Source organism: Mesobacillus subterraneus (assembly GCF_003937825.1).
In the GTDB taxonomy this organism is placed as follows: Bacteria; Bacillota; Bacilli; order Bacillales; family Cytobacillaceae; genus Mesobacillus; species Mesobacillus subterraneus.
This window is the reverse complement of sequence record NZ_RSFW01000013.1, coordinates 336,213-354,123: the sequence shown is the minus strand read 5'-3', so window position 1 is coordinate 354,123 and position 17,911 is coordinate 336,213. Positions and strand designations below refer to the sequence as shown.

Here is a 17,911-nt window from a genome sequence, read left to right as displayed (position 1 = left end):
GGCGAGAGTTTATTCCCCGTTGAGGCGGAGATATTCCCCGTTGGCGGAAGTTTATTCCTCGTTGGAGGGGTTTTATTCCCCGTTGAAAGCAATATATTCCTCGTTGGGACCGATATATTCCCCGTTGGACAAAATGAAAGCCGCCATTCACAAGACTGAATGGCGGCTTTATTCTATTCGAGATCGACTTTTTGCAATGGCAGCTCGGCTGGTCCTTCGACCACGTCTCCTTTATAGGAGAAGCGGGAGCCGTGGCATGGGCAGTCCCATGTGCGTTCGCCATTGTTCCAATGAAGTTCGCAGCCCATGTGGGTACAGGTGGTATCGACGACATGCAGCTGGCCATTTTCGTCACGATAAGCGCCGGCACGCTTTCCGTTCACGGTAACGGCACTGCCTTCATCGTTCCCAAGGCCTTCAGGATCTGTCGATGGACGATCGAACTTTCCTTTAATCAGTTCTTTGGCAACCGTAGCATTATCAGTAACAAATGTCGCAATATCTGGTTCTGCATGGAATCTTTGCGGTTCAAATACATCCTTATATGGGTTATCTTTTTTCAGAACAAGGTCAGACATCAGCAAGGCAGCATTGATCCCATTGCTCATGCCCCATTTACGGTAGCCTGTGGCAACGAAGATATTTTCCGTGCTGGAGGAATACTTGCCGACGAAAGGAATCTTATCCAGCGTAGTCGGGTCCTGTGCCGACCACCTGAATGGAATCTCCTTCACACCGAATGTTTGCGCAGCGAAGGCTTCAAGTGCCTCGTAATATCGATGGGTATTTTCCTCCTGGCCAGTGATATGGCTGTCGCCCCCGAAAAGCACAAGCTTCTCCCCGTTCCAATCCGTATAACGCAGCGAGCGTGACGGTGTTTCTGCATTGATGTACATGCCTCCCGGAAACTCCTTTTCAGTCCTGACGGCAAGCACATAGGAGCGGTTAACCTGCATACGTGAAAAATAGAACCCTTTTAAATCGTAAAATGGGAAGTGGGTGCTGATGATCATCTGTTTGCAGCGAACTTTGTGTCCATCACGAGTGGTGACGACCGGCTCAGATCCTTCCTCCATATCGACGGCAGTTGTATTTTCGTAAATTTGGCCGCCCATTTCTGTAATACGCTCGACTAAATGCTTTAAAAATTTGAGCGGGTGGAACTGTGCCTGGTTGCGCATGACAATCGCAGCTTTTGCTTCTACAGGGATTGGCACCTCAGAGACATACTCGCTGCCGACGACGCCAAGCTTTTCATATGCTTTGAACTCCTTCAGGAGATTTTCCATTTCTTTTTCTGAATTCGTGTAAATGTAGGCATCCTCTTCGGTCAAATCACAGTCAATCTGCTGCTCTTTCACCAGGTTCTTGACGAATTGCATTGCATCGTAATTGGCCTGGTAGTAAAGCCGAGCTTTCTCCTCGCCAAAGTGGCTGATGAGCTCATCGTAAATCACGCCGTGCTGTGCGGTTACCTTTGCGGTCGTATGCCCTGTTGTGCCGTTCAGGATGGTTCCTGCTTCAATGACGGCCACCTTGGCGCCTGCCTTGGCAAGCAGGTAGGCCGAGGTCAACCCGGTAATCCCGCCGCCCACGACGGCGACATCGACGTGCAAATCCTGCTCCAGTTTTGAAAAAGAAGGCAGTTCAGCAGTTTTACGCCAAAAAGGTTCTGGGAATCGAGGCAGCTTGGAAGTATAATCGTTCATCAATAATCCTCCTTAAAAATCTTCATACTAACTAATTTTTCCTTTTTCCTGAAAAACATGCTAATTTCCTTTACCCTGCCCATAACTTTAATAGACAAGTTTTTACCAAATGAAGCGGTTGAAATAGGCAGGAGGCTCGCTCATGATAAAATAGAGGCATGAAGAAGGAGGGCCAATATGGAAATCACAGTAGTAGGGACAGGCTATGTTGGCCTTGTCACGGGTGTTTGTTTTGCTGACATTGGGTACAATGTGACCTGTTTTGATATAGATGAAAATAAAATCAGCACGCTTTCTGAAGGGAAATGTCCGATTTATGAGCCTGGGCTTGAGGAAATGCTGCAGAAGAATTTGGCGGAAGGAAGATTGCGTTTTTCAGCCGATTCAAAAAGTGGCTGCAGCTTCGCTGACTATATTTTCATAGCAGTCGGGACACCGGAAAATGAAGATGGCTCGGCAAACCTCGAGTATTTAGAGGCTGCAGTTGCTGACATTGCCGCGAACCTGTCGAGGGATGCAGTGCTCGTCATTAAAAGCACGGTTCCGGTAGGCACAAATGAAATGATTCAAAAAAAGCTGCATGCTAGCATTCCGGAGGGCATCACGGTAAAAGTCGTTTCCAATCCTGAATTCCTTCGCGAGGGCTCAGGCATCCTTGATACGTTCCATGCTGACAGGATTGTCATTGGTGCAGATGACCGTGAGGCGGGCCGCGCGGTCGCCACGCTGTATGAACCATTCGGACGGCCGGTTTTACTGACGGACATCCGCAGTGCCGAACTGATCAAGTATGCTTCCAACGCGTTTCTGGCGACAAAAATCAGTTTTATCAATGAAGTCGCCAACCTGTGTGAGCACACTGGCGCGAATATTGAGGATGTTGCCAGGGGAATGGGCATGGACGAGCGGATCGGCAGCCAGTTTTTAAAGGCGGGAATCGGCTATGGCGGTTCCTGTTTCCCGAAGGATACGAAAGCACTTGAAAAACTGACGGAGTATTATCAGTATGATTTTAAAATCCTCCGCTCAGTCATCGAGGTGAATAGCAGGCAGAAACAGCAGCTCTTCCATAAGGCGAAGGAAATGTTCGGCAGCCTGAAAGGAAAAAGGGTGTCGGTACTGGGACTTGCGTTCAAGCCCCATACCGATGATATCCGCGAAGCTCCGGCGCTGGAGCTGATCGCCCAGCTGCTTGAGGAACAGGCAGATATATCTGTGTATGATCCGGCTGCACTGAATAATGTCAGAGCTGTCTACGGCAGCAGGCTCTACTATGCGGATCATCTGGATGCTGCGGTCAAAGGCGCGGATGTTGTGTTCATCATGACAGAGTGGCCGGAGATTACGCAGTATGACCTTAAAAATTTTAAACTTTTCATGCGGGAACCCGTTGTATTTGATGGGAGGAATTGTTACGAGTTAGACAAAGCTAAGCATGAAGGGATATGCTATGTTTCAGTTGGAAGGATGGCCGTAAGTGCAGGTTGGTATCTAAAGAAACTAGAACATTAAAGTGTAACAAGTCAATAGGGATTTTTATTTATTCATATAAAAGAGAGGATTTGGGAGGATCACCATCAGTAGGATGGTGGTCCTTTTGCTTAGAGAAATTTATTACACGTATCGCAAAAAATATTCTTTTCCAAAAATAAATTAATGTCATTTCAGCTGATTATTTAGAAGGATTTTTTAGTCAAACTATCTCTTATTACTATATCAAGAAACCTTAAATAATTTGAATATAAATAATTTTTTGAATATTGTTGACAACCTAAGTTAATCACGTTAAATTTAGTGTTAAATGGTAAGACGTAAAATCTTAATATCGGTAAAATACCGTTATATTATGGTTGTCCTAGAACCTGAAGATCTTAGGAGGGATGCGTTTTTTTGTAATCGTTTCCATTATTATTTACAACATTAGAGTAATTACTATGAATACGTTGTTAACTTAAAAGCTTGAAAAGTTAAGCTAATGAAAACAGAGTCCCGGAATTAGTCCTGGAATATTTGGTCGTAGGATGAATATATGACATTTTTTATTAGTCCGTATATTTTAAGTGATGAAAATCATCGTTAAGAAGGGTGGCTCCAATGAACGATTCTATTCAATTTTTAATCTCTGGACTAACAATAGGCAGCATCTATGCAATCGTGGCACTTGGTTTTGTCACTATTTACAGTGTCACAAAGGTTATCAATCTAGCGCAGGGTGAATTTGTGATGCTAGGTGGAATGACGATGTTTTCTCTTATTAAATTAGGAATTCCATACTTCATTGCGTTTTTATTGACTGTTGTAATCGTAATGGCGATTGGCTGGCTCGTGGAGTGGGCAGTCATCCGTAAAGCTAAGGGAGCAGACCCGCTTAGCTTGATCATTTTAACAATAGGTACCGCCATATTCATCCGCGGCATCGCCGGAATGGTATGGGGGAAAAACTCTGTTAAAGTTGAACCTTTTACAAACGATGTACCGATCAATATTCTTGGTGCTTCCATCACACCCCAAAGTGTATGGGTCATGGTTTTTATGCTGCTTGTTGTCCTTGTACTTTATTTCTTGATTGAAAAAACGATGCTGGGGAAGGCATTCCGTGCATGTTCTGTAAATCCGACGGCCGCCAGGCTTATGGCAATCAGTCCTAAAAAAATGTCCTCCTTATCCTTTGCCCTGAGTGCCGGTTTGGGTGCAATCGCGGGTCTAGTAATCGCCCCAATCATGTTCCCATCCTATGATATGGGGATCATGCTTGGAATCAAAGGGTTTTCGGCTAGTATATTAGGTGGATTGGGGAGCGCTCCAGGTGCAGTCATTGGCGGACTTTTATTAGGGGTCATTGAATCCTTAGGGGCTGGCTACATTAGTTCAGGAATTAAAGATGCAATTTCATTCGGGGTTGTACTTATGATTCTATTAATCAGGCCCTTTGGTTTACTTGGGGAAAAGAATGTTGGGAAAGGAGGACTGTAATCGTGCGTAAAGGTGTCCAGTCTTTTAGCTGGAAAGGGATTGCCGTTTTTTCTGCATTGGTCATATCATTTCCGTTCCTTTTTTCTTCTTCTTTTTATCTCACAAAGGCAACATTTGCAGGGATTTACACCATTGTAGCCGTCGGCCTGGGATTATTGATGGGTTTTGCCGGCCAGATCTCCCTGGGTCAGGCTGCCTTCTATGGAATAGGCGCTTATTCAACTGCCATTTTATCGACGACCTTCGGCCTGAACCCTTGGCTCACTCTTGTTATTTCACTGGCAGCTCCTGCCCTGCTGGCCTACTTGTTGGGCCATACGATGGCAAGGCTTCACGGTTATTATTTAGCCATGGCCACACTGGCATTTGGCATTGTGATCCATGTTCTTTTAACCGAGTGGAAATCGGTCACTAAAGGAGCTTCGGGATTCTTTGGCATCCCTAAAATTGAATTATTCGGCTTTACGTTCCGGCAGGGAATCTCCTATTACTATTTAGTCTGGGCTTTTGCCTTGATCGTTATCATCTTGTCTCTAAATATCATCCATTCACGAATCGGCCGCGCATTGAGGTCCATCCATGACAGCGAAGTAGCGTCAGGTGCCATGGGGGTTGATACCGGAAAGTACAAAATGCAGGTTTTTATCATTAGCTCAATGTTTGCAGGACTTGCAGGCTGGTTATTTGCCCATATGTCTTACAGCATATCTCCGGGATCCTTTGGATTGAATGGTTCCATCCTGTTTTTGACCATGGTTGTTTTAGGCGGGGGTACGAGTATTTGGGGTGCTGTCTGCGGAGCGCTTTTGATTTCAGCAATCAGTATAATTGTTCACACAGCTGGCTCCCATGTTTCATTCATTACCAGTGATTTTGAACAAGTTCTTTATGGATTCATCATGATGCTTATTGTAATTTTCCTTCCTCAAGGCCTGGTTCCTGCTATCGCTTCCAAACTGAAAAAACAAAAGCAGAAATCTGCCAGGGCAAATAAGGTTCCGGCGATAGGAACAGTGAAGGGGGATCAAAATGTCTAGCTTGCTGCAGGTAAAGAATGTGACGAAACGGTTTGGCGGGGTGGTGGCCAATCGGAATGTCTCATTTACAATTGAGGGAAAAAACATAACTGGATTGATTGGGCCGAACGGAGCAGGGAAGAGTACATTGTTTAACATGGTTTCAGCTGTTTTTCCTCCATCGGAAGGAGAAATCTGGTTTGAAAATAAAAGAATCGACGCGCTGCCTTCCTATAAGATTGCGCCAATGGGAATATCCCGGACGTTTCAAAACTTACAGGTGTTCAAGAAAATGACCGTGATCGAGAATGTAATGGTAGGTTTGCATACGAGAACTGCATCCAGTTTGGCCGCAGCGGCGTTTCGACTTCCACGTTCAAGAAAAGATGAAGAATTCATTTACGAAAATGCTATGGAAGTAATCAAATTCATTGGCTTAGAAGATCTGATCGAAGTCGATGCAGGCAATCTGCCCCTGGGAAAGCTGAGATTGCTTGAATTGGCTCGGGCACTCGCGACGAAACCAAAACTTTTGCTGCTTGACGAAATTGCTGCTGGCCTTAACCATCAGGAGACCCTGGAAATGAGTGAACTAATCTTGAAAATAAGAGATCGGGGTATCTCCATATTCGTTGTCGAGCATGATATGGATTTAGTGATGAGGATATGCGACAAAATCATTGTCCTTGATCAGGGTGAGAAAATTGCTGAAGGGACTCCGAAAGCGGTACAGAATAATCAGCGTGTGATTGAAGCCTATCTTGGAGCGGCTGATGAGAAGGAGCTGACCGTATGACTTCAAGTATTCTGGAAATTAAGAACGTATCCTTCAGCTACGGTCCCATCAAGGCATTGGACCATATCAGTTTTGAGGTGAAAAAAGGGGAAATCGTTGCTCTGCTGGGGGCAAATGGAGCCGGAAAAACGACAATGCTGAATAATATCTCAGGTCTTCTTAAGCCAGCGAGTGGTCAAATCTATTTTAAAAATGAAGAGATTACCAAACTGGAAGCCGAAAAAATAGTTGAGAAGCGGTTAATTCTTGTCCCGGAGCATCGGCAGGTATTCAGTACCTTAAGTGTGATTGATAACTTGTATTTAGGTGCCTTCCACCATTTTAAAAAGACGGGCAAAAAAGAAGTAGACCAGGATATCGAAAAGATTTTTGACTTATTTCCCATTTTAAAAGAGCGGAAGGAACAGCTTGGCGGCACACTTTCAGGTGGCCAGCAGCAAATGCTGGCGATTGCAAGGGCAATCATGGCCAAGCCGGAGTTATTATTGCTGGATGAACCTTCTCTGGGGTTAGCACCGTTAATTGTCAAAGAGGTTTTGGAATATGTAAAAAAGCTGCGAGATGACTTTGGAGTTACCGTATTACTGATCGAGCAAAATGTGAGCGCTTCCCTAAAAATTGCCGACCGTGGTTATGTGATGTCACACGGCAGCATCATTAAACAGGGAAGTTCTATTAACCTGCTGGATGATCCTGAAATTAAAGAAGCTTTCCTTGGCCATACCGTTTCTTAAACGCTTTTTCATAGATTATGAGAAAAATAATTATATCATGAGGGGGAATTAGTTTGAAAAAGTTACTGGCTGGAATGATGGTAGCAGCACTGGCTGCGGGGCTGATTGGATGCAGTTCGGATGTAGATGGAGAAGGGAAGAAAGAAGTTTACAAGATTGGCGCAATTTATTCAAAGACGGGGCCAGGCAGCCCGCTTGGAGAACCGGAGTGGAATGCAACAGAATTATTGGAAAAGCAAATTAATGATCAGGGCGGAATCAACGGTGTGCCGATCGACATTATTCTGGCAGATGATGAGTCTACGCCAGAAAAAGCAACAGAAGAAATGAACCGGATGATCAATGATGAAAAGGTTTTAGCTGTACTTGGATCGACGACAAGCGGAGCGAGCCTGGCCATGAAAGGGATAGCAATGGATAATGAAATCCCGTTGATTTCAGCAGGAGCAGCTGTAGGAATCGTTTCACCTGCCGAGGAATCAAAATGGGTATTCAAAACTCCCCATTCAGATGCCCATGCGGTTGAGCGAATCTATATGTACTTAAAAGATCAAGGTCTGAAAGATGTAGCGATTTTAGCAGATTCCAACGCATTTGGTGCCAGTGGGGTTGAACAGCTGGAAGCATTAAAGAGTGATTATGGCATAAAAATAGTCGCGAATGAATCCTATAACACAGACGATGCGGACATGAAAACACAATTAACGAAAATCAAGAGCTCAGGAGCTAAAGCAGTCATTGTCTGGGGAACGAATCCAGGACCTGCGATTGCGGCGAAAAATATGAAAGAACTTGGGATGGATATTCCGTATATCGGCAGTCACGGTATTGCGAATCAATCGTTTATCGAGTTAGCCGGCGATGCTGCTGAAGGCGTCGTGATCCCAACAGGAAAGCTTTTGTTCCCGACGCAGATCCCAAATGATGACCCTCAATATAAGGTAATCTCCAGCTTCTATGATAGCTATAAGGCAGAGTTTGGGGGAGAGCCGACAAACTTTGGGTCATATGGCTACGATAACATCATGCTGGTGGTCGAAGCTTTGAAATCTGGAGCAAAAGACCCTGAAGCAATACGTGATTATCTGGAAAACAAAGTCAAGGATTACGTGGGTGCAACCGGTATTTTCACATTCAGCGCTGAGGACCATAACGGTCTGAAGGCGGATAGTATGGTTTTGGCAGAAGTAAAAGGTGGAGAGTGGACATTTAAGAAGTAACTTAGCAAAGGGCTGGCCATGGCTCTAACGCTTCACTTAATGGAGGTGTACGTTTGAAAGATACCATAATGGAGAGAGTAAAGGCAGATCCATACGCCAATTTTTTAGGGATAAAAATAGAAAATATTGAGGAAGGAAAAGCAGTAGTTTCCATCTCAGTAAAGGAAAATATGCTGAATTTCCATGGTGCTGCAAATGGTGGACTGATTTTTTCCCTGGCTGATGTTGCATTTGCGATTGCAAGCAACTCATATGGCCAGACCTCGGTAGGTATTAATGTAAGTATAAATTATATGAAAGCCGCCATGCTTGGGGACTCTTTGACTGCAACAGCCGAAGAAGTATCAAAAAACCCTAAACTGGCACTCTACAGATTGACAGTATGCAATCAGCATAATGAGATCATCGCTGTGGCTGACGGCATGGTCTATCGCAAAAAAGAACAATTTGCTTGAAGCAGGTATTTGTGCAGGATTGCTGACGTCTCCAATAATAAGGTAAACTATTTTTAAGAACCTTCATTGGAGGAACCAGGATGGCCAAGGTGGTAAAAACGAATGCGATGCGCATTCTCGATAAGCAGAAGGTGCCATATGAGATTCTTACGTATGATTCCAAGGATGGCAAGATTGATGGAATAGCCGTCGCTGGGAAGATCGGCCGCGAACCGGCACAGGTCTATAAAACACTTGTCGCGGTGGGCGCAAGCAAGAACCTGTATGTATTCGTCATCCCTGTGGAGGCTGAGCTGGATCTGAAAAAGGCAGCAAGGGAAGCGGGCGAAAAAAACGTGGAGATGATGCCGGTCAAGGACATCCAGAAATTCACCGGCTATATCCGCGGCGGCTGCTCGCCGATCGGCATGAAGAAAGATTACCCGACTTTTTTGGACCGCAGCGCGGAAGGGCTTGAGACAGTTATTGTGAGCGCCGGGAAAATCGGTTTCCAGGTCGAGCTTGCACCAGAGCAGCTGATTCAGGCGACAGAAGGCAAATATGCAGATTTAACAAAATGAAAAAACACAGCCATCGAGGGCTGTGTTTTTTCTATTCAGGTCATCAGGGAAATTTTTTATAATAAACAACCCTGAATGTGGGCTGGGCATTCACCCAGAAACAATCACCTGCATATAGTATGGGGGAAGCGAAACTTGCCGTTTTGCATAGCGGCTGGAGGGAGTGGATTTTTATGGCAGGAAAAGTCCTGAACTATTTTGCCGGCGGCAACACTGCACGCGGGTTTTACAGCTTATATGATTCCAGCTTGGAGGGATTGTCCCGATTATTTATATTGAAGGGCGGACCAGGGACAGGAAAATCCTCGCTCATGAAAAAAATCGGCAATGAATGGCGCGAGAAAGGGTATGACATCCAGTTCCTGCACTGTTCATCTGATACGAAATCGATTGATGGGGTGCTGATCCCTTCCCTGAACGCAGGGATTGTTGACGGAACCGCTCCGCATATCATTGAACCGAAAGCACCTGGAGCGGTGGAAGAGTACGTGAACCTGGGGGAAGCATGGAATTCGGAAAAACTTCAGCAGCATAAGGAAACCATTCTCCAATTGAGCGGTAAAATCAGCGAAGCATTCAACACGGCTTACAGCCTTTTCGCTGAAGCGCTGAGGATCCATGACGAATGGGAAAAAATTTATATTGAGAACATGGATTTTAAAAAGGCGAATGAGCTGACAAACAACTTGATTGAAAGATTCTTCGGAGACAGCAGCTCGACTGCTGGAAGCGGCCGCGTTTATGATCGATTCCTTGGCGCAGCGACACCGGTCGGAGCGGTGGATTTTGTCCCGAACCTGACCGAGACAGTAGGCAAGAGATATTTCATTAAAGGGCGTCCTGGGTCGGGAAAATCGACGATGCTGAAAAAGATTGCCGCAGAAGCACAATCACGAGGCTATGACGTCGAGGTTTACCATTGCGGTTTTGACCCTCACAGCCTGGATATGGTCATCGTCCGTGAACTGGATTTTGCGATTTTTGACAGTACCGCGCCGCATGAATACTTTCCAGAACGGGAGACCGATGAAATCATTGATATGTATGTGGAACTGATCACTCCTGGTACGGATGAGAAATATGCTGCAGAAATTGCCGATGTCGGCAGCCGCTACAAGGCAAAAATGAATGAAGCGATTGCCTCGCTTGCGAGCGCAAAAGAGCTGCGCGATCAATTGGAGTCCATCTACATCCAGGCAATGGATTTCGCCAAAGTGGATGCGCTGGCGGGACAGATTCGTAAAGAAATCGAAAGTTTAGGCGTAAATTAGCACCGATGTGGGCGACTCGCATACATTAAATCGAAAACAACTAGAGAGGGGATATGAGTTTGTCTTACTATAACTTCTACCCAAATGGATCCTATCAGCAATTTGCCGATGAGTATGGATACGATGAAAATTACTATTATCCGCAAGTGGATCAAAGGATGTTCCCGGGGCCAGGCGGCGGACCGGGTGGATTTCCGGGGGGACCAGGTGGATTTCCAGGCGGCGGACCGGGTGGATTTCCGGGAGGAGCGCCGGGCGGGTTTCCAGGCGGAGCACCTGGCGGGTTTCCAGGCGGAGCACCTGGCGGATTCCCAGGCGGACCGGGCGGAGGCCAGGCGGGAGGACCACCATCTTCACCGCCGCCAGCATTCGTTCCGCAAGAAGCGCAGGCGAGCGCCTTTGCGGTTGACCCGGGCGGGATCAGGAGATGTTTGTACCGTTACACCTATGTGTGGCTGAACAATGGCAGCAGCTTCTGGTTCTATCCAATCTTCGTCGGCAGGACTTCCGTGGCAGGCTGGAGATGGCGCCGCCGCTGGGGATGGGTCTACTTCGGCATTGATTTGAGACAGATCCGGTCATTCCAGTGTTTCTAAGTGAGTTTGTAAAACATGAAAAGAGAGCCCCTGTTGCCAGGAGCTCTCTTTTCACGGTTAAAAAATCATATGAGCGACCAATACGATGATTGGCAGTGTGATTAGGGTACGTTGCAGGAAGATAATGAACAGTTCCCCAAAGCTTACAGGGATTTTTGATCCAAGCAGCAAGCCGCCAACCTCTGACATATAAATCAGCTGGGTAACGGATACAGCTGCGACGATGAAACGTGTCATCGGACTTGCGATGTCGGCACCGATGACGGAAGGAAGGAACATGTCCGCGAAGCCGACGATCAATGTCTCGGAAGCAGCCTTTGCTTCAGGAACCTGCATCAGTTCAAGAAGCGGAATAAATGGCATGCCAAGCCATTGGAACACTGGCGTATATTCTGCTACAACCAGCGCCACTGTACCAAGCGCCATAACAATTGGTGCAACGCCCATCCACATATCTAGGATGTTGCGGACACCGGCAAGGAAGAAGTCTTTAAAGCTCTTATTGCCGCTTGCTTTTTCTACAGCTTGAGCCATGCCCCAGGAGAATGGTGTGTGGCCTTTTGGAATATCTTCTTCAGAATAGTCATTGCTCTTTTCAACAAAGTACGTATCGTCTTTCCTTGATAGAGGCGGAATTCTTGGCATGATGATGGCTGCGATAATGCCCGCGCCTGTTACAGTCAGATAGAACGGCACAAACATACGAGCAAGATCTACCTGTGAAATGACGACAAGGCTGAAGGTGATCGATACAACAGAGAAGGTTGTCCCGATGACAGCCGCTTCTCTCTTTGTATAATACCCTTCTTCATACTGCTTACTTGTCAGCAGGACACCGATCGTACCGTCCCCAAGCCATGATGTCAGTGTGTCAATGGAAGACCGGCCAGGCAATGTAAAAATCGGGCGCATGATCTTTGCCATCAGCGTGCCGAATAATTCTAGTAAGCCGAAGTTCAACAATAGCGGCAGGAACAAGCCTGCGAACAGGAAGACGGAAAACAGGATTGGCAGGAGGTCATTGAGCAGAAGACCGCCTGTATTTTCAGACCAAACTGCCTCAGGACCTATTTGGAACAATGTCATCACGGCGAAAATGGCAGCCAGGATCCTGGCGACCAGCCAGATGACCGGAACATCGAAAAGTGCCTTAAGGAAAGAATTCCGGTTCAGTACTTCAGGTCTGACAGTTTTAATCAATAGAGTGCCGATCAAAGTCAGCACGATGATCACCGTCATGATTGCCGGCAGTGCACCCCCCAGCAGGTCCTGCAGCCATCCGGACAGGACAGCGATCGGGATCGTGATTTCTCCTTTATAGGAGATTGGTAGCATAAAGAAAAATATACCGATTAATGATGGAACAATAAATGCTAAAAGATCCCCAGTGGATCTCGTTTTACGCAATGGTTTCTCCAAAACAACTTCACCCTTAAATACATATTTATAAACCAAAAATAATTTTAATGCATAAACCCTGTTTTGCCAACACTTTTTCCGCGCCAATTCCTTCCTGACTTATATTCTCCTAAAGCAAGCAAGCTAAACTGCAATCAGCCATCTTATTTTATAAAATTCAATTTTTTAAGAAGGAATCCTTCAAAAATATTTGAATTCTAATAGGACTATTACCCTATTTTACGAATCGAGCAGGCAAATGAAGGAAGGTCTTTCAATTATATGGAAAAATAACGAGTAATCTACCTATTTCATGATTCAATTACATCGATATTGGCGAAAAATCGATTTTATTGGCGAAGTTCACAACTTTATTGGCGAAAAGAAAAACTTATTGGCGAAGTTCACAATTTTATTGGCGAACTGGAAATTCCAATCGATTTTTTCCAGTCCAGAACGCAAACGATAACCGGAGAATGAGCAGAGGGAGTGCCCTATAATGGCACTCCCTCGAATAATTATTTGATATATACTCTTGTTTCATAAGGCTTCAGGGTCAAGGCTGTTACTGGTCCGTGTTCTTCAACCTGGTAGTTGTTGAGCAGGAGCTTGCCTGATTCAAGCGGGAATACGCCGAATTCAAAGGCTGCTGGCTCTGCGGAAATGTTGGAAATCACAATCGCCTGCTGATTGTCCAGTGTACGTGTATAAGCATAGATTTGCTCGTGATCTTCGAGAATCAAATCGTATGTGCCGTAAGTGAATACTTCATGCTTCTTCTTCACTTCAATCATCTTTTTATAAAAATGAAGGATGGAGCCAGGGTCTTTCAGCTGTGCTTCGACATTGACCTCTGTGTAGTTCGGGTTCATGCCAAGCCATGGTTTGGCTGTTGTGAAGCCTGCGTTTGGTGCATCAGACCATTGCATTGGCGTCCTTGAGTTGTCGCGGCTTGTCGCCCAGATGAAATCCATGATTTCCTGGTGCGGCACTCCTGCTTCCCGGCGGATTTTATACAGATTCTTGATTGCGACATCATCATAATCATCGATTGAAGGGAACTGGACATTCGTCATGCCGATTTCCTGGCCCTGGTAGATGAAAGGCGTACCCTGCATCAGGAAGTACATCGAAGCAAGCGCAGTGGCACTCTCACGCCAAAACTCCTTATCATCGCCCCATGTCGAAACGATTCTCGCCTTGTCGTGGTTCTCGATGAACAGTGCATTCCAGCCGTGGCCTTCGAGGCCTTTTTGCCAGCGGGTGAACGTCTTTTTCAGCTTGGCAAGGTCAAGGGCTTTCTTTTCAGAATCCCACAAATCAAGGTGTTCAAACTGGAAGACCATGTTGAACTTTCCTTGCTCTTCACCAACCCAGAGATCTGCTTCTTCGATGCTGACGCCATTTGCCTCGCCGACTGTCATGATGTCGTATTTAGAGAATGTCTCCTCTTTTAATTCCTCAAGGAAGGTTTGGATCCCGTCAACATTCATATGCTTGTCAAAAGAAGAAACATACTGTACTCCTTCAGGATTCTGCATGTCCTTCAGGCCTTCTTCTTTTTTGATATGGCTGATTGCGTCCACACGGAAACCGTCGATGCCTTTATCTAGCCACCAGTTGATCATATCGTACAGTGCGGAGCGAACCTCTTTGTTTTCCCAGTTCAAATCAGGCTGCTTGCGGGAGAAGATGTGCAGGAAGTACTGATCCGTTTTTTCATCATATTCCCACGCGGAACCGCCAAAAATACTTTCCCAGTTGTTTGGCTCTGCGCCATCCTTGCCGTCGCGCCATATATACCAGTCACGCTTCGGGCTGTCCTTGGACTCGCGGGATTCGATGAACCATTGGTGCTCATCGCTCGTATGGTTGATGACGAGGTCAATGATCAGCTTCATGCCGCGCTTGTGCGTTTCCGCCAGGAGCTTGTCGAAGTCCTCCATCGTCCCGAATTCGTCCATGATGTCCTGGTAATCGCTGATATCATAGCCATTATCGTCATTAGGGGATTTGTACATCGGGCAGATCCAGATGACATCGATCCCCAAATCCTTTAAGTAATCCAGTTTTGAAATCATTCCTTGTAAATCGCCGATGCCATCGCCGTTTGAATCCATGAAGCTTCTCGGATAAACCTGATAGGCAACCGCTTCTTTCCACCATGTGTGTTTCAATTTTAAACCCTCATTTCTTGTTGTGGCTGCTTTACGTATCATCTTTGCCAAGGAACGCGGCTAAGTTTACGTAAAGAGCCTTTATGATAGCCCTGATGTGTCCCGTTTATTTACACTAGTCATTTTGCTCGTTCGCAGACTTACTTATGAATCGGACTGCACGATTTCCGTTCGATCATCCTTGCTGGAATCGTGATCCTTTTTGGCAGTGTGTCTGGATTTTTAATCATCTCTATTAAACAGTTAGCCGCTTCGAATCCTAACTGGAAGATGTCGATATTCACGGAAGTCAGCTGCGGCCTCATATGCTCCGCAAGTGGTACATCATTGAAGCTCACAATTGAAATCTCCTCGGGCACCTTGATATTCAGTTCCTCTGAGTAGCTCATGAGCTCAATAGCGGTAAAATCATCTGCCACTACCAGGGCAGTGGGCGGCTCATGGGAGGAAAGGAACTTGGTGATGCCTTCTTTTCCTTCAGATTTTAAGCATTGCTCGTGGATGATATATTTATCATCATATGGAATGCCAGCTTCCTTGAAGGCTTGTTTGAAACCCTCCAGCCGGTCAATGGTAAAGACATGTTCCAGGTTGACACCAATGAAAGCAATTCTTCGGTGGCCTAACTTGATTAAATAATCTGTTACCTGCTTGGTGATATATATATTGTCATTATCAACATAGGTGATCCGTTCGGCATCCCTGTAAGGCCGGCCTATGACGGTAAAAGGGAACTTCTCTTCAAGCAGGTATTTCATGATCCTGTCATCCGTCTTTGAGTAAAGGAGGATGATGCCGTCGACTCTCCGTCCCTGGACCATCGACACCACCTGCTGAAAAATCTCTTCATCTGTAATGCCAGTCGTCAAATAAACTCCGAATTGGTCCTCGTGGGCCTTCATGCTGATTCCCCTGATGACCTCGGGGAAGAACGGGTTCTGCAATGCCTGTGTAGCTGAATTGGGCATGACGATCCCGATTGTTTCCGTACTCCTGACCACCAGGCTCCTTGCCTGGAAGTTCGGATGGTACCCCAATTTATCCATTACTTTCCGTACACGCTTCTTTGTTTCTTCACTTATATGGGGATGATCTGCAATCACCCGTGAAACAGTTGAAGGTGACACACCGGCTGCCTTGGCAACATCTTTGATTGTGACTGCCATTGGTCGTCTCTCCTATAGTATCGATTATTTTACCGATATAGTATCGATTATTTTACCGAACCTTCTGAAACTCCCTTGATGATTTGCTTTTGAAGGAAGAAGTAAATAATGATGACTGGAATGATCGCGATCGTCAATCCGGCCAATGCTAAATGCCATTGCTTTGTATATTCCCCAAAGAAGAAGAACATCTTTAATGGTATTGTCTCCATTCCTTGCTGATTGATGACCAGGGAAGGAAGAAGGTAGTCGTTCCAGATCCATATGATATTCAGGATGGCGACTGTGACCGAAACCGGTTTTAACATCGGGAAAATGATGTGCCAGAAAATCTGGAATCGGTTCGCTCCATCGATTGTTGCGGCTTCATCAAGTGATTTTGGAATCCCGCTCAATGTTCCGTGGTAAAGGAAGATCGATAAGCTTGCGCCAAATCCTAGGTACATGAAAATCAATCCGCCCCTGTTGAGCATCTCCAGTTTACCAAAGATGGACACTAGCGGAATCATGACCGATTGGAACGGAATCAGCATCGCTGCTACGAACAGCATGAAGATGATGCCGCTCGTTTTTCCGCCACGTCGTGACAGGGCATAGGCAGCCATCGAGGAAAACACGATGATCACAGCCACAGCAAGCACTGTAATCAGCAATGAATTGAAGAATGTCTTAAGGAAATCGAGGCGTTCGAATGCGACAACATAGTTATCGAACGTGAACACATCCGGAAGCTTCAAAGTATCCTCAAACATCTCTCTTTTCGTCTTGAATGAGTTCACGATCATCAGATAAAAAGGGGAAAGCCAGATCAGGGCCAAAATGACGCCGAGAATTTCTAAAATAAGTTTGCCGCGTTTTTTTCTCTTCATTACATTTCGACCTCCCGCTTTTTATTGATATATACCTGTGTCAATGAAATCGCCGCGACAATCAGGAAGAAAATGACGGCTTTCGCCTGTGCAAATGCCATCGCATTTTCCACGAACGCGGTTTTGAAGATTTCCATCGCCACCATCTGTGTGGAATTATACGGTCCGCCGCCAGTGAGCGACAGGTTTTGGTCGTAAAGCTTAAATGAGTTCGAAAGGGTCAGGAACAAGCTGACTGTGAATGCAGGCATGACCAGCGGGAAGGTGACGTGATAAAAACGCTGGAAGCTGTTCGCTCCGTCAATTTCAGCGGCTTCAAGCAATTCCTGAGGCACTCCCTCCAGGAATGAAATATAGATAACCATGATGTATCCGGCCATTTGCCAGCTCATCAGGATCGCCATTGCCCAGAAGCCTGTTGCTGGAGTGGAAAGCCAGCCTTGCAAGGCTTCAACACCGATCAATTCACCAATGCTAGCGAACACTTTTATAAAAATGAACTGCCAGATGAATCCCAGGATCAGGCCGCCAATCAGGTTCGGCATGAAGAAAATCGTTCTCAGCAAGTGGCTTGTTTTCATTTTTTGCGTCACAAGCAAGGCTAACGAAAGACCAAAGAAGTTGATCAGGAAAACTGATACAACGGTGAACTTCGTTGTGAACCATAAAGCATCCCTGAATTCTTTTTCAGCAAATAATGCTTTGTAATGTTCAAGGCCTACAAATGATGGTGTTCTGATCCCGTTCCAATCCGTAAATGAGTAGTAAACTCCGAACGCTAGCGGCAGGATTACCACTACAGCAAGCGCGAGAAGGGCTGGCGCCAGGAATAGCCAATACCATAGGTTCCGGTTTCGCATCTGTAAATCCTCCAATCTTTGTGTGTCACAGAAGCACGGTTTTTGGGAAAAGCTGTTTTCGTATTTTTAACTTTTGATCCAGAAAGCAACAAGATTTCCGAAAAGAGCCTT

At 45.8% G+C, this 17,911-nt stretch carries 16 protein-coding genes; 10 read left to right on the top strand and 6 right to left on the bottom strand.

What is annotated here, in order from left to right:
* Positions 1-173 precede the first annotated feature (173 nt).
* Positions 174-1,709, bottom strand: a complete 1,536-nt coding sequence (locus EJA10_RS11915; RefSeq protein WP_125480223.1) for an FAD-dependent oxidoreductase — start codon at positions 1,707-1,709, stop codon at positions 174-176.
* 177 nt (positions 1,710-1,886) lie between these two features.
* Between EJA10_RS11915 and EJA10_RS11910 the strand changes: the two genes are divergently transcribed.
* The 10 genes from EJA10_RS11910 to EJA10_RS11865 all read left to right on the top strand — a co-directional run bounded on the left by EJA10_RS11910 (position 1,887) and on the right by EJA10_RS11865 (position 11,330).
* Positions 1,887-3,221, top strand: coding sequence for a UDP-glucose dehydrogenase family protein (locus EJA10_RS11910; RefSeq protein ID WP_125480222.1), 1,335 nt, complete (start codon positions 1,887-1,889; stop codon positions 3,219-3,221).
* Between the two features lie 582 nt (positions 3,222-3,803).
* Complete coding sequence (locus EJA10_RS11905; protein ID WP_125480221.1) at positions 3,804-4,682, top strand: branched-chain amino acid ABC transporter permease; 879 nt, start codon at positions 3,804-3,806, stop codon at positions 4,680-4,682.
* A 2-nt stretch (positions 4,683-4,684) separates the two neighbouring features.
* Positions 4,685-5,719 carry a branched-chain amino acid ABC transporter permease gene (locus EJA10_RS11900; RefSeq protein WP_246017764.1) on the top strand — a complete coding sequence of 345 codons (1,035 nt, stop codon included), beginning with the start codon at positions 4,685-4,687 and terminating at the stop codon, positions 5,717-5,719.
* Positions 5,712-6,494, top strand: a complete 783-nt coding sequence (locus tag EJA10_RS11895; RefSeq protein ID WP_125480219.1) for an ABC transporter ATP-binding protein — start codon at positions 5,712-5,714, stop codon at positions 6,492-6,494. The genes EJA10_RS11900 and EJA10_RS11895 overlap by 8 nt, the downstream gene beginning before the upstream one ends.
* Positions 6,491-7,228: an ABC transporter ATP-binding protein gene (locus EJA10_RS11890; RefSeq protein ID WP_125480218.1), complete on the top strand. Its 738-nt coding sequence runs from the start codon at positions 6,491-6,493 to the stop codon at positions 7,226-7,228. The genes EJA10_RS11895 and EJA10_RS11890 overlap by 4 nt, the downstream gene beginning before the upstream one ends.
* A gap of 53 nt (positions 7,229-7,281) precedes the next feature.
* Positions 7,282-8,448, top strand: coding sequence for an ABC transporter substrate-binding protein (locus EJA10_RS11885; RefSeq protein WP_246017763.1), 1,167 nt, complete (start codon positions 7,282-7,284; stop codon positions 8,446-8,448).
* Positions 8,449-8,501: 53 nt separating this feature from the next.
* A complete protein-coding gene (gene paaI, locus EJA10_RS11880; protein ID WP_246017762.1) occupies positions 8,502-8,903 on the top strand; it encodes a hydroxyphenylacetyl-CoA thioesterase PaaI in 402 nt (133 codons plus the stop codon).
* An 80-nt stretch (positions 8,904-8,983) separates the two neighbouring features.
* A complete protein-coding gene (gene ybaK / locus EJA10_RS11875) occupies positions 8,984-9,463 on the top strand; it encodes a Cys-tRNA(Pro) deacylase (RefSeq protein ID WP_125480217.1) in 480 nt (159 codons plus the stop codon).
* A 173-nt stretch (positions 9,464-9,636) separates the two neighbouring features.
* On the top strand, positions 9,637-10,734 hold the full coding sequence (locus EJA10_RS11870; RefSeq protein WP_125480216.1) for a PRK06851 family protein: 1,098 nt from the start codon (positions 9,637-9,639) through the stop codon (positions 10,732-10,734).
* A gap of 53 nt (positions 10,735-10,787) precedes the next feature.
* On the top strand, positions 10,788-11,330 hold the full coding sequence (locus EJA10_RS11865) for a hypothetical protein (RefSeq protein WP_425462087.1): 543 nt from the start codon (positions 10,788-10,790) through the stop codon (positions 11,328-11,330).
* A 57-nt stretch (positions 11,331-11,387) separates the two neighbouring features.
* Here EJA10_RS11865 and EJA10_RS11860 read toward each other — a convergent pair whose 3' ends face one another.
* The 5 genes from EJA10_RS11860 to EJA10_RS11840 all read right to left on the bottom strand — a co-directional run bounded on the left by EJA10_RS11860 (position 11,388) and on the right by EJA10_RS11840 (position 17,800).
* Positions 11,388-12,749, bottom strand: coding sequence for a YjiH family protein (locus EJA10_RS11860; RefSeq protein ID WP_125480215.1), 1,362 nt, complete (start codon positions 12,747-12,749; stop codon positions 11,388-11,390).
* Between the two features lie 497 nt (positions 12,750-13,246).
* A complete protein-coding gene (locus EJA10_RS11855; protein WP_125480214.1) occupies positions 13,247-14,905 on the bottom strand; it encodes a glycoside hydrolase family 13 protein in 1,659 nt (552 codons plus the stop codon).
* 140 nt (positions 14,906-15,045) lie between these two features.
* The gene (locus EJA10_RS11850) at positions 15,046-16,071 is read right to left on the bottom strand and encodes a LacI family DNA-binding transcriptional regulator (protein WP_125480213.1); all 1,026 of its coding nucleotides are present in this window, start codon (positions 16,069-16,071) and stop codon (positions 15,046-15,048) included.
* Positions 16,072-16,118: 47 nt separating this feature from the next.
* Positions 16,119-16,940 (bottom strand): carbohydrate ABC transporter permease, encoded by an 822-nt coding sequence (locus EJA10_RS11845; protein WP_125480212.1) that lies wholly within the window; start codon positions 16,938-16,940, stop codon positions 16,119-16,121.
* Entirely contained in the window at positions 16,940-17,800 is an 861-nt protein-coding gene (locus tag EJA10_RS11840) for a carbohydrate ABC transporter permease (protein WP_125480211.1), read from the bottom strand. Before EJA10_RS11840 ends, EJA10_RS11845 begins: the two co-directional genes overlap by 1 nt.
* Positions 17,801-17,911 lie beyond the last annotated feature (111 nt).

Bases quoted from the DNA above. Each gene is read 5' to 3' on its own strand.
- EJA10_RS11915 (WP_125480223.1), bottom strand. From the start codon at position 1,709: ATGAACGATTATACTTCCAAGCTGCCTCGATTCCCAGAACCTTTTTGG.
- EJA10_RS11910 (WP_125480222.1), top strand. From the start codon at position 1,887: ATGGAAATCACAGTAGTAGGGACAGGCTATGTTGGCCTTGTCACGGGT.
- EJA10_RS11905 (WP_125480221.1), top strand. From the start codon at position 3,804: ATGAACGATTCTATTCAATTTTTAATCTCTGGACTAACAATAGGCAGC.
- EJA10_RS11895 (WP_125480219.1), top strand. From the start codon at position 5,712: ATGTCTAGCTTGCTGCAGGTAAAGAATGTGACGAAACGGTTTGGCGGG.
- EJA10_RS11890 (WP_125480218.1), top strand. From the start codon at position 6,491: ATGACTTCAAGTATTCTGGAAATTAAGAACGTATCCTTCAGCTACGGT.
- ybaK (WP_125480217.1), top strand. From the start codon at position 8,984: ATGGCCAAGGTGGTAAAAACGAATGCGATGCGCATTCTCGATAAGCAG.
- EJA10_RS11870 (WP_125480216.1), top strand. From the start codon at position 9,637: ATGGCAGGAAAAGTCCTGAACTATTTTGCCGGCGGCAACACTGCACGC.
- EJA10_RS11865 (WP_425462087.1), top strand. From the start codon at position 10,788: ATGAGTTTGTCTTACTATAACTTCTACCCAAATGGATCCTATCAGCAA.
- EJA10_RS11850 (WP_125480213.1), bottom strand. From the start codon at position 16,071: ATGGCAGTCACAATCAAAGATGTTGCCAAGGCAGCCGGTGTGTCACCT.
- EJA10_RS11845 (WP_125480212.1), bottom strand. From the start codon at position 16,940: ATGAAGAGAAAAAAACGCGGCAAACTTATTTTAGAAATTCTCGGCGTC.
- EJA10_RS11840 (WP_125480211.1), bottom strand. From the start codon at position 17,800: ATGCGAAACCGGAACCTATGGTATTGGCTATTCCTGGCGCCAGCCCTT.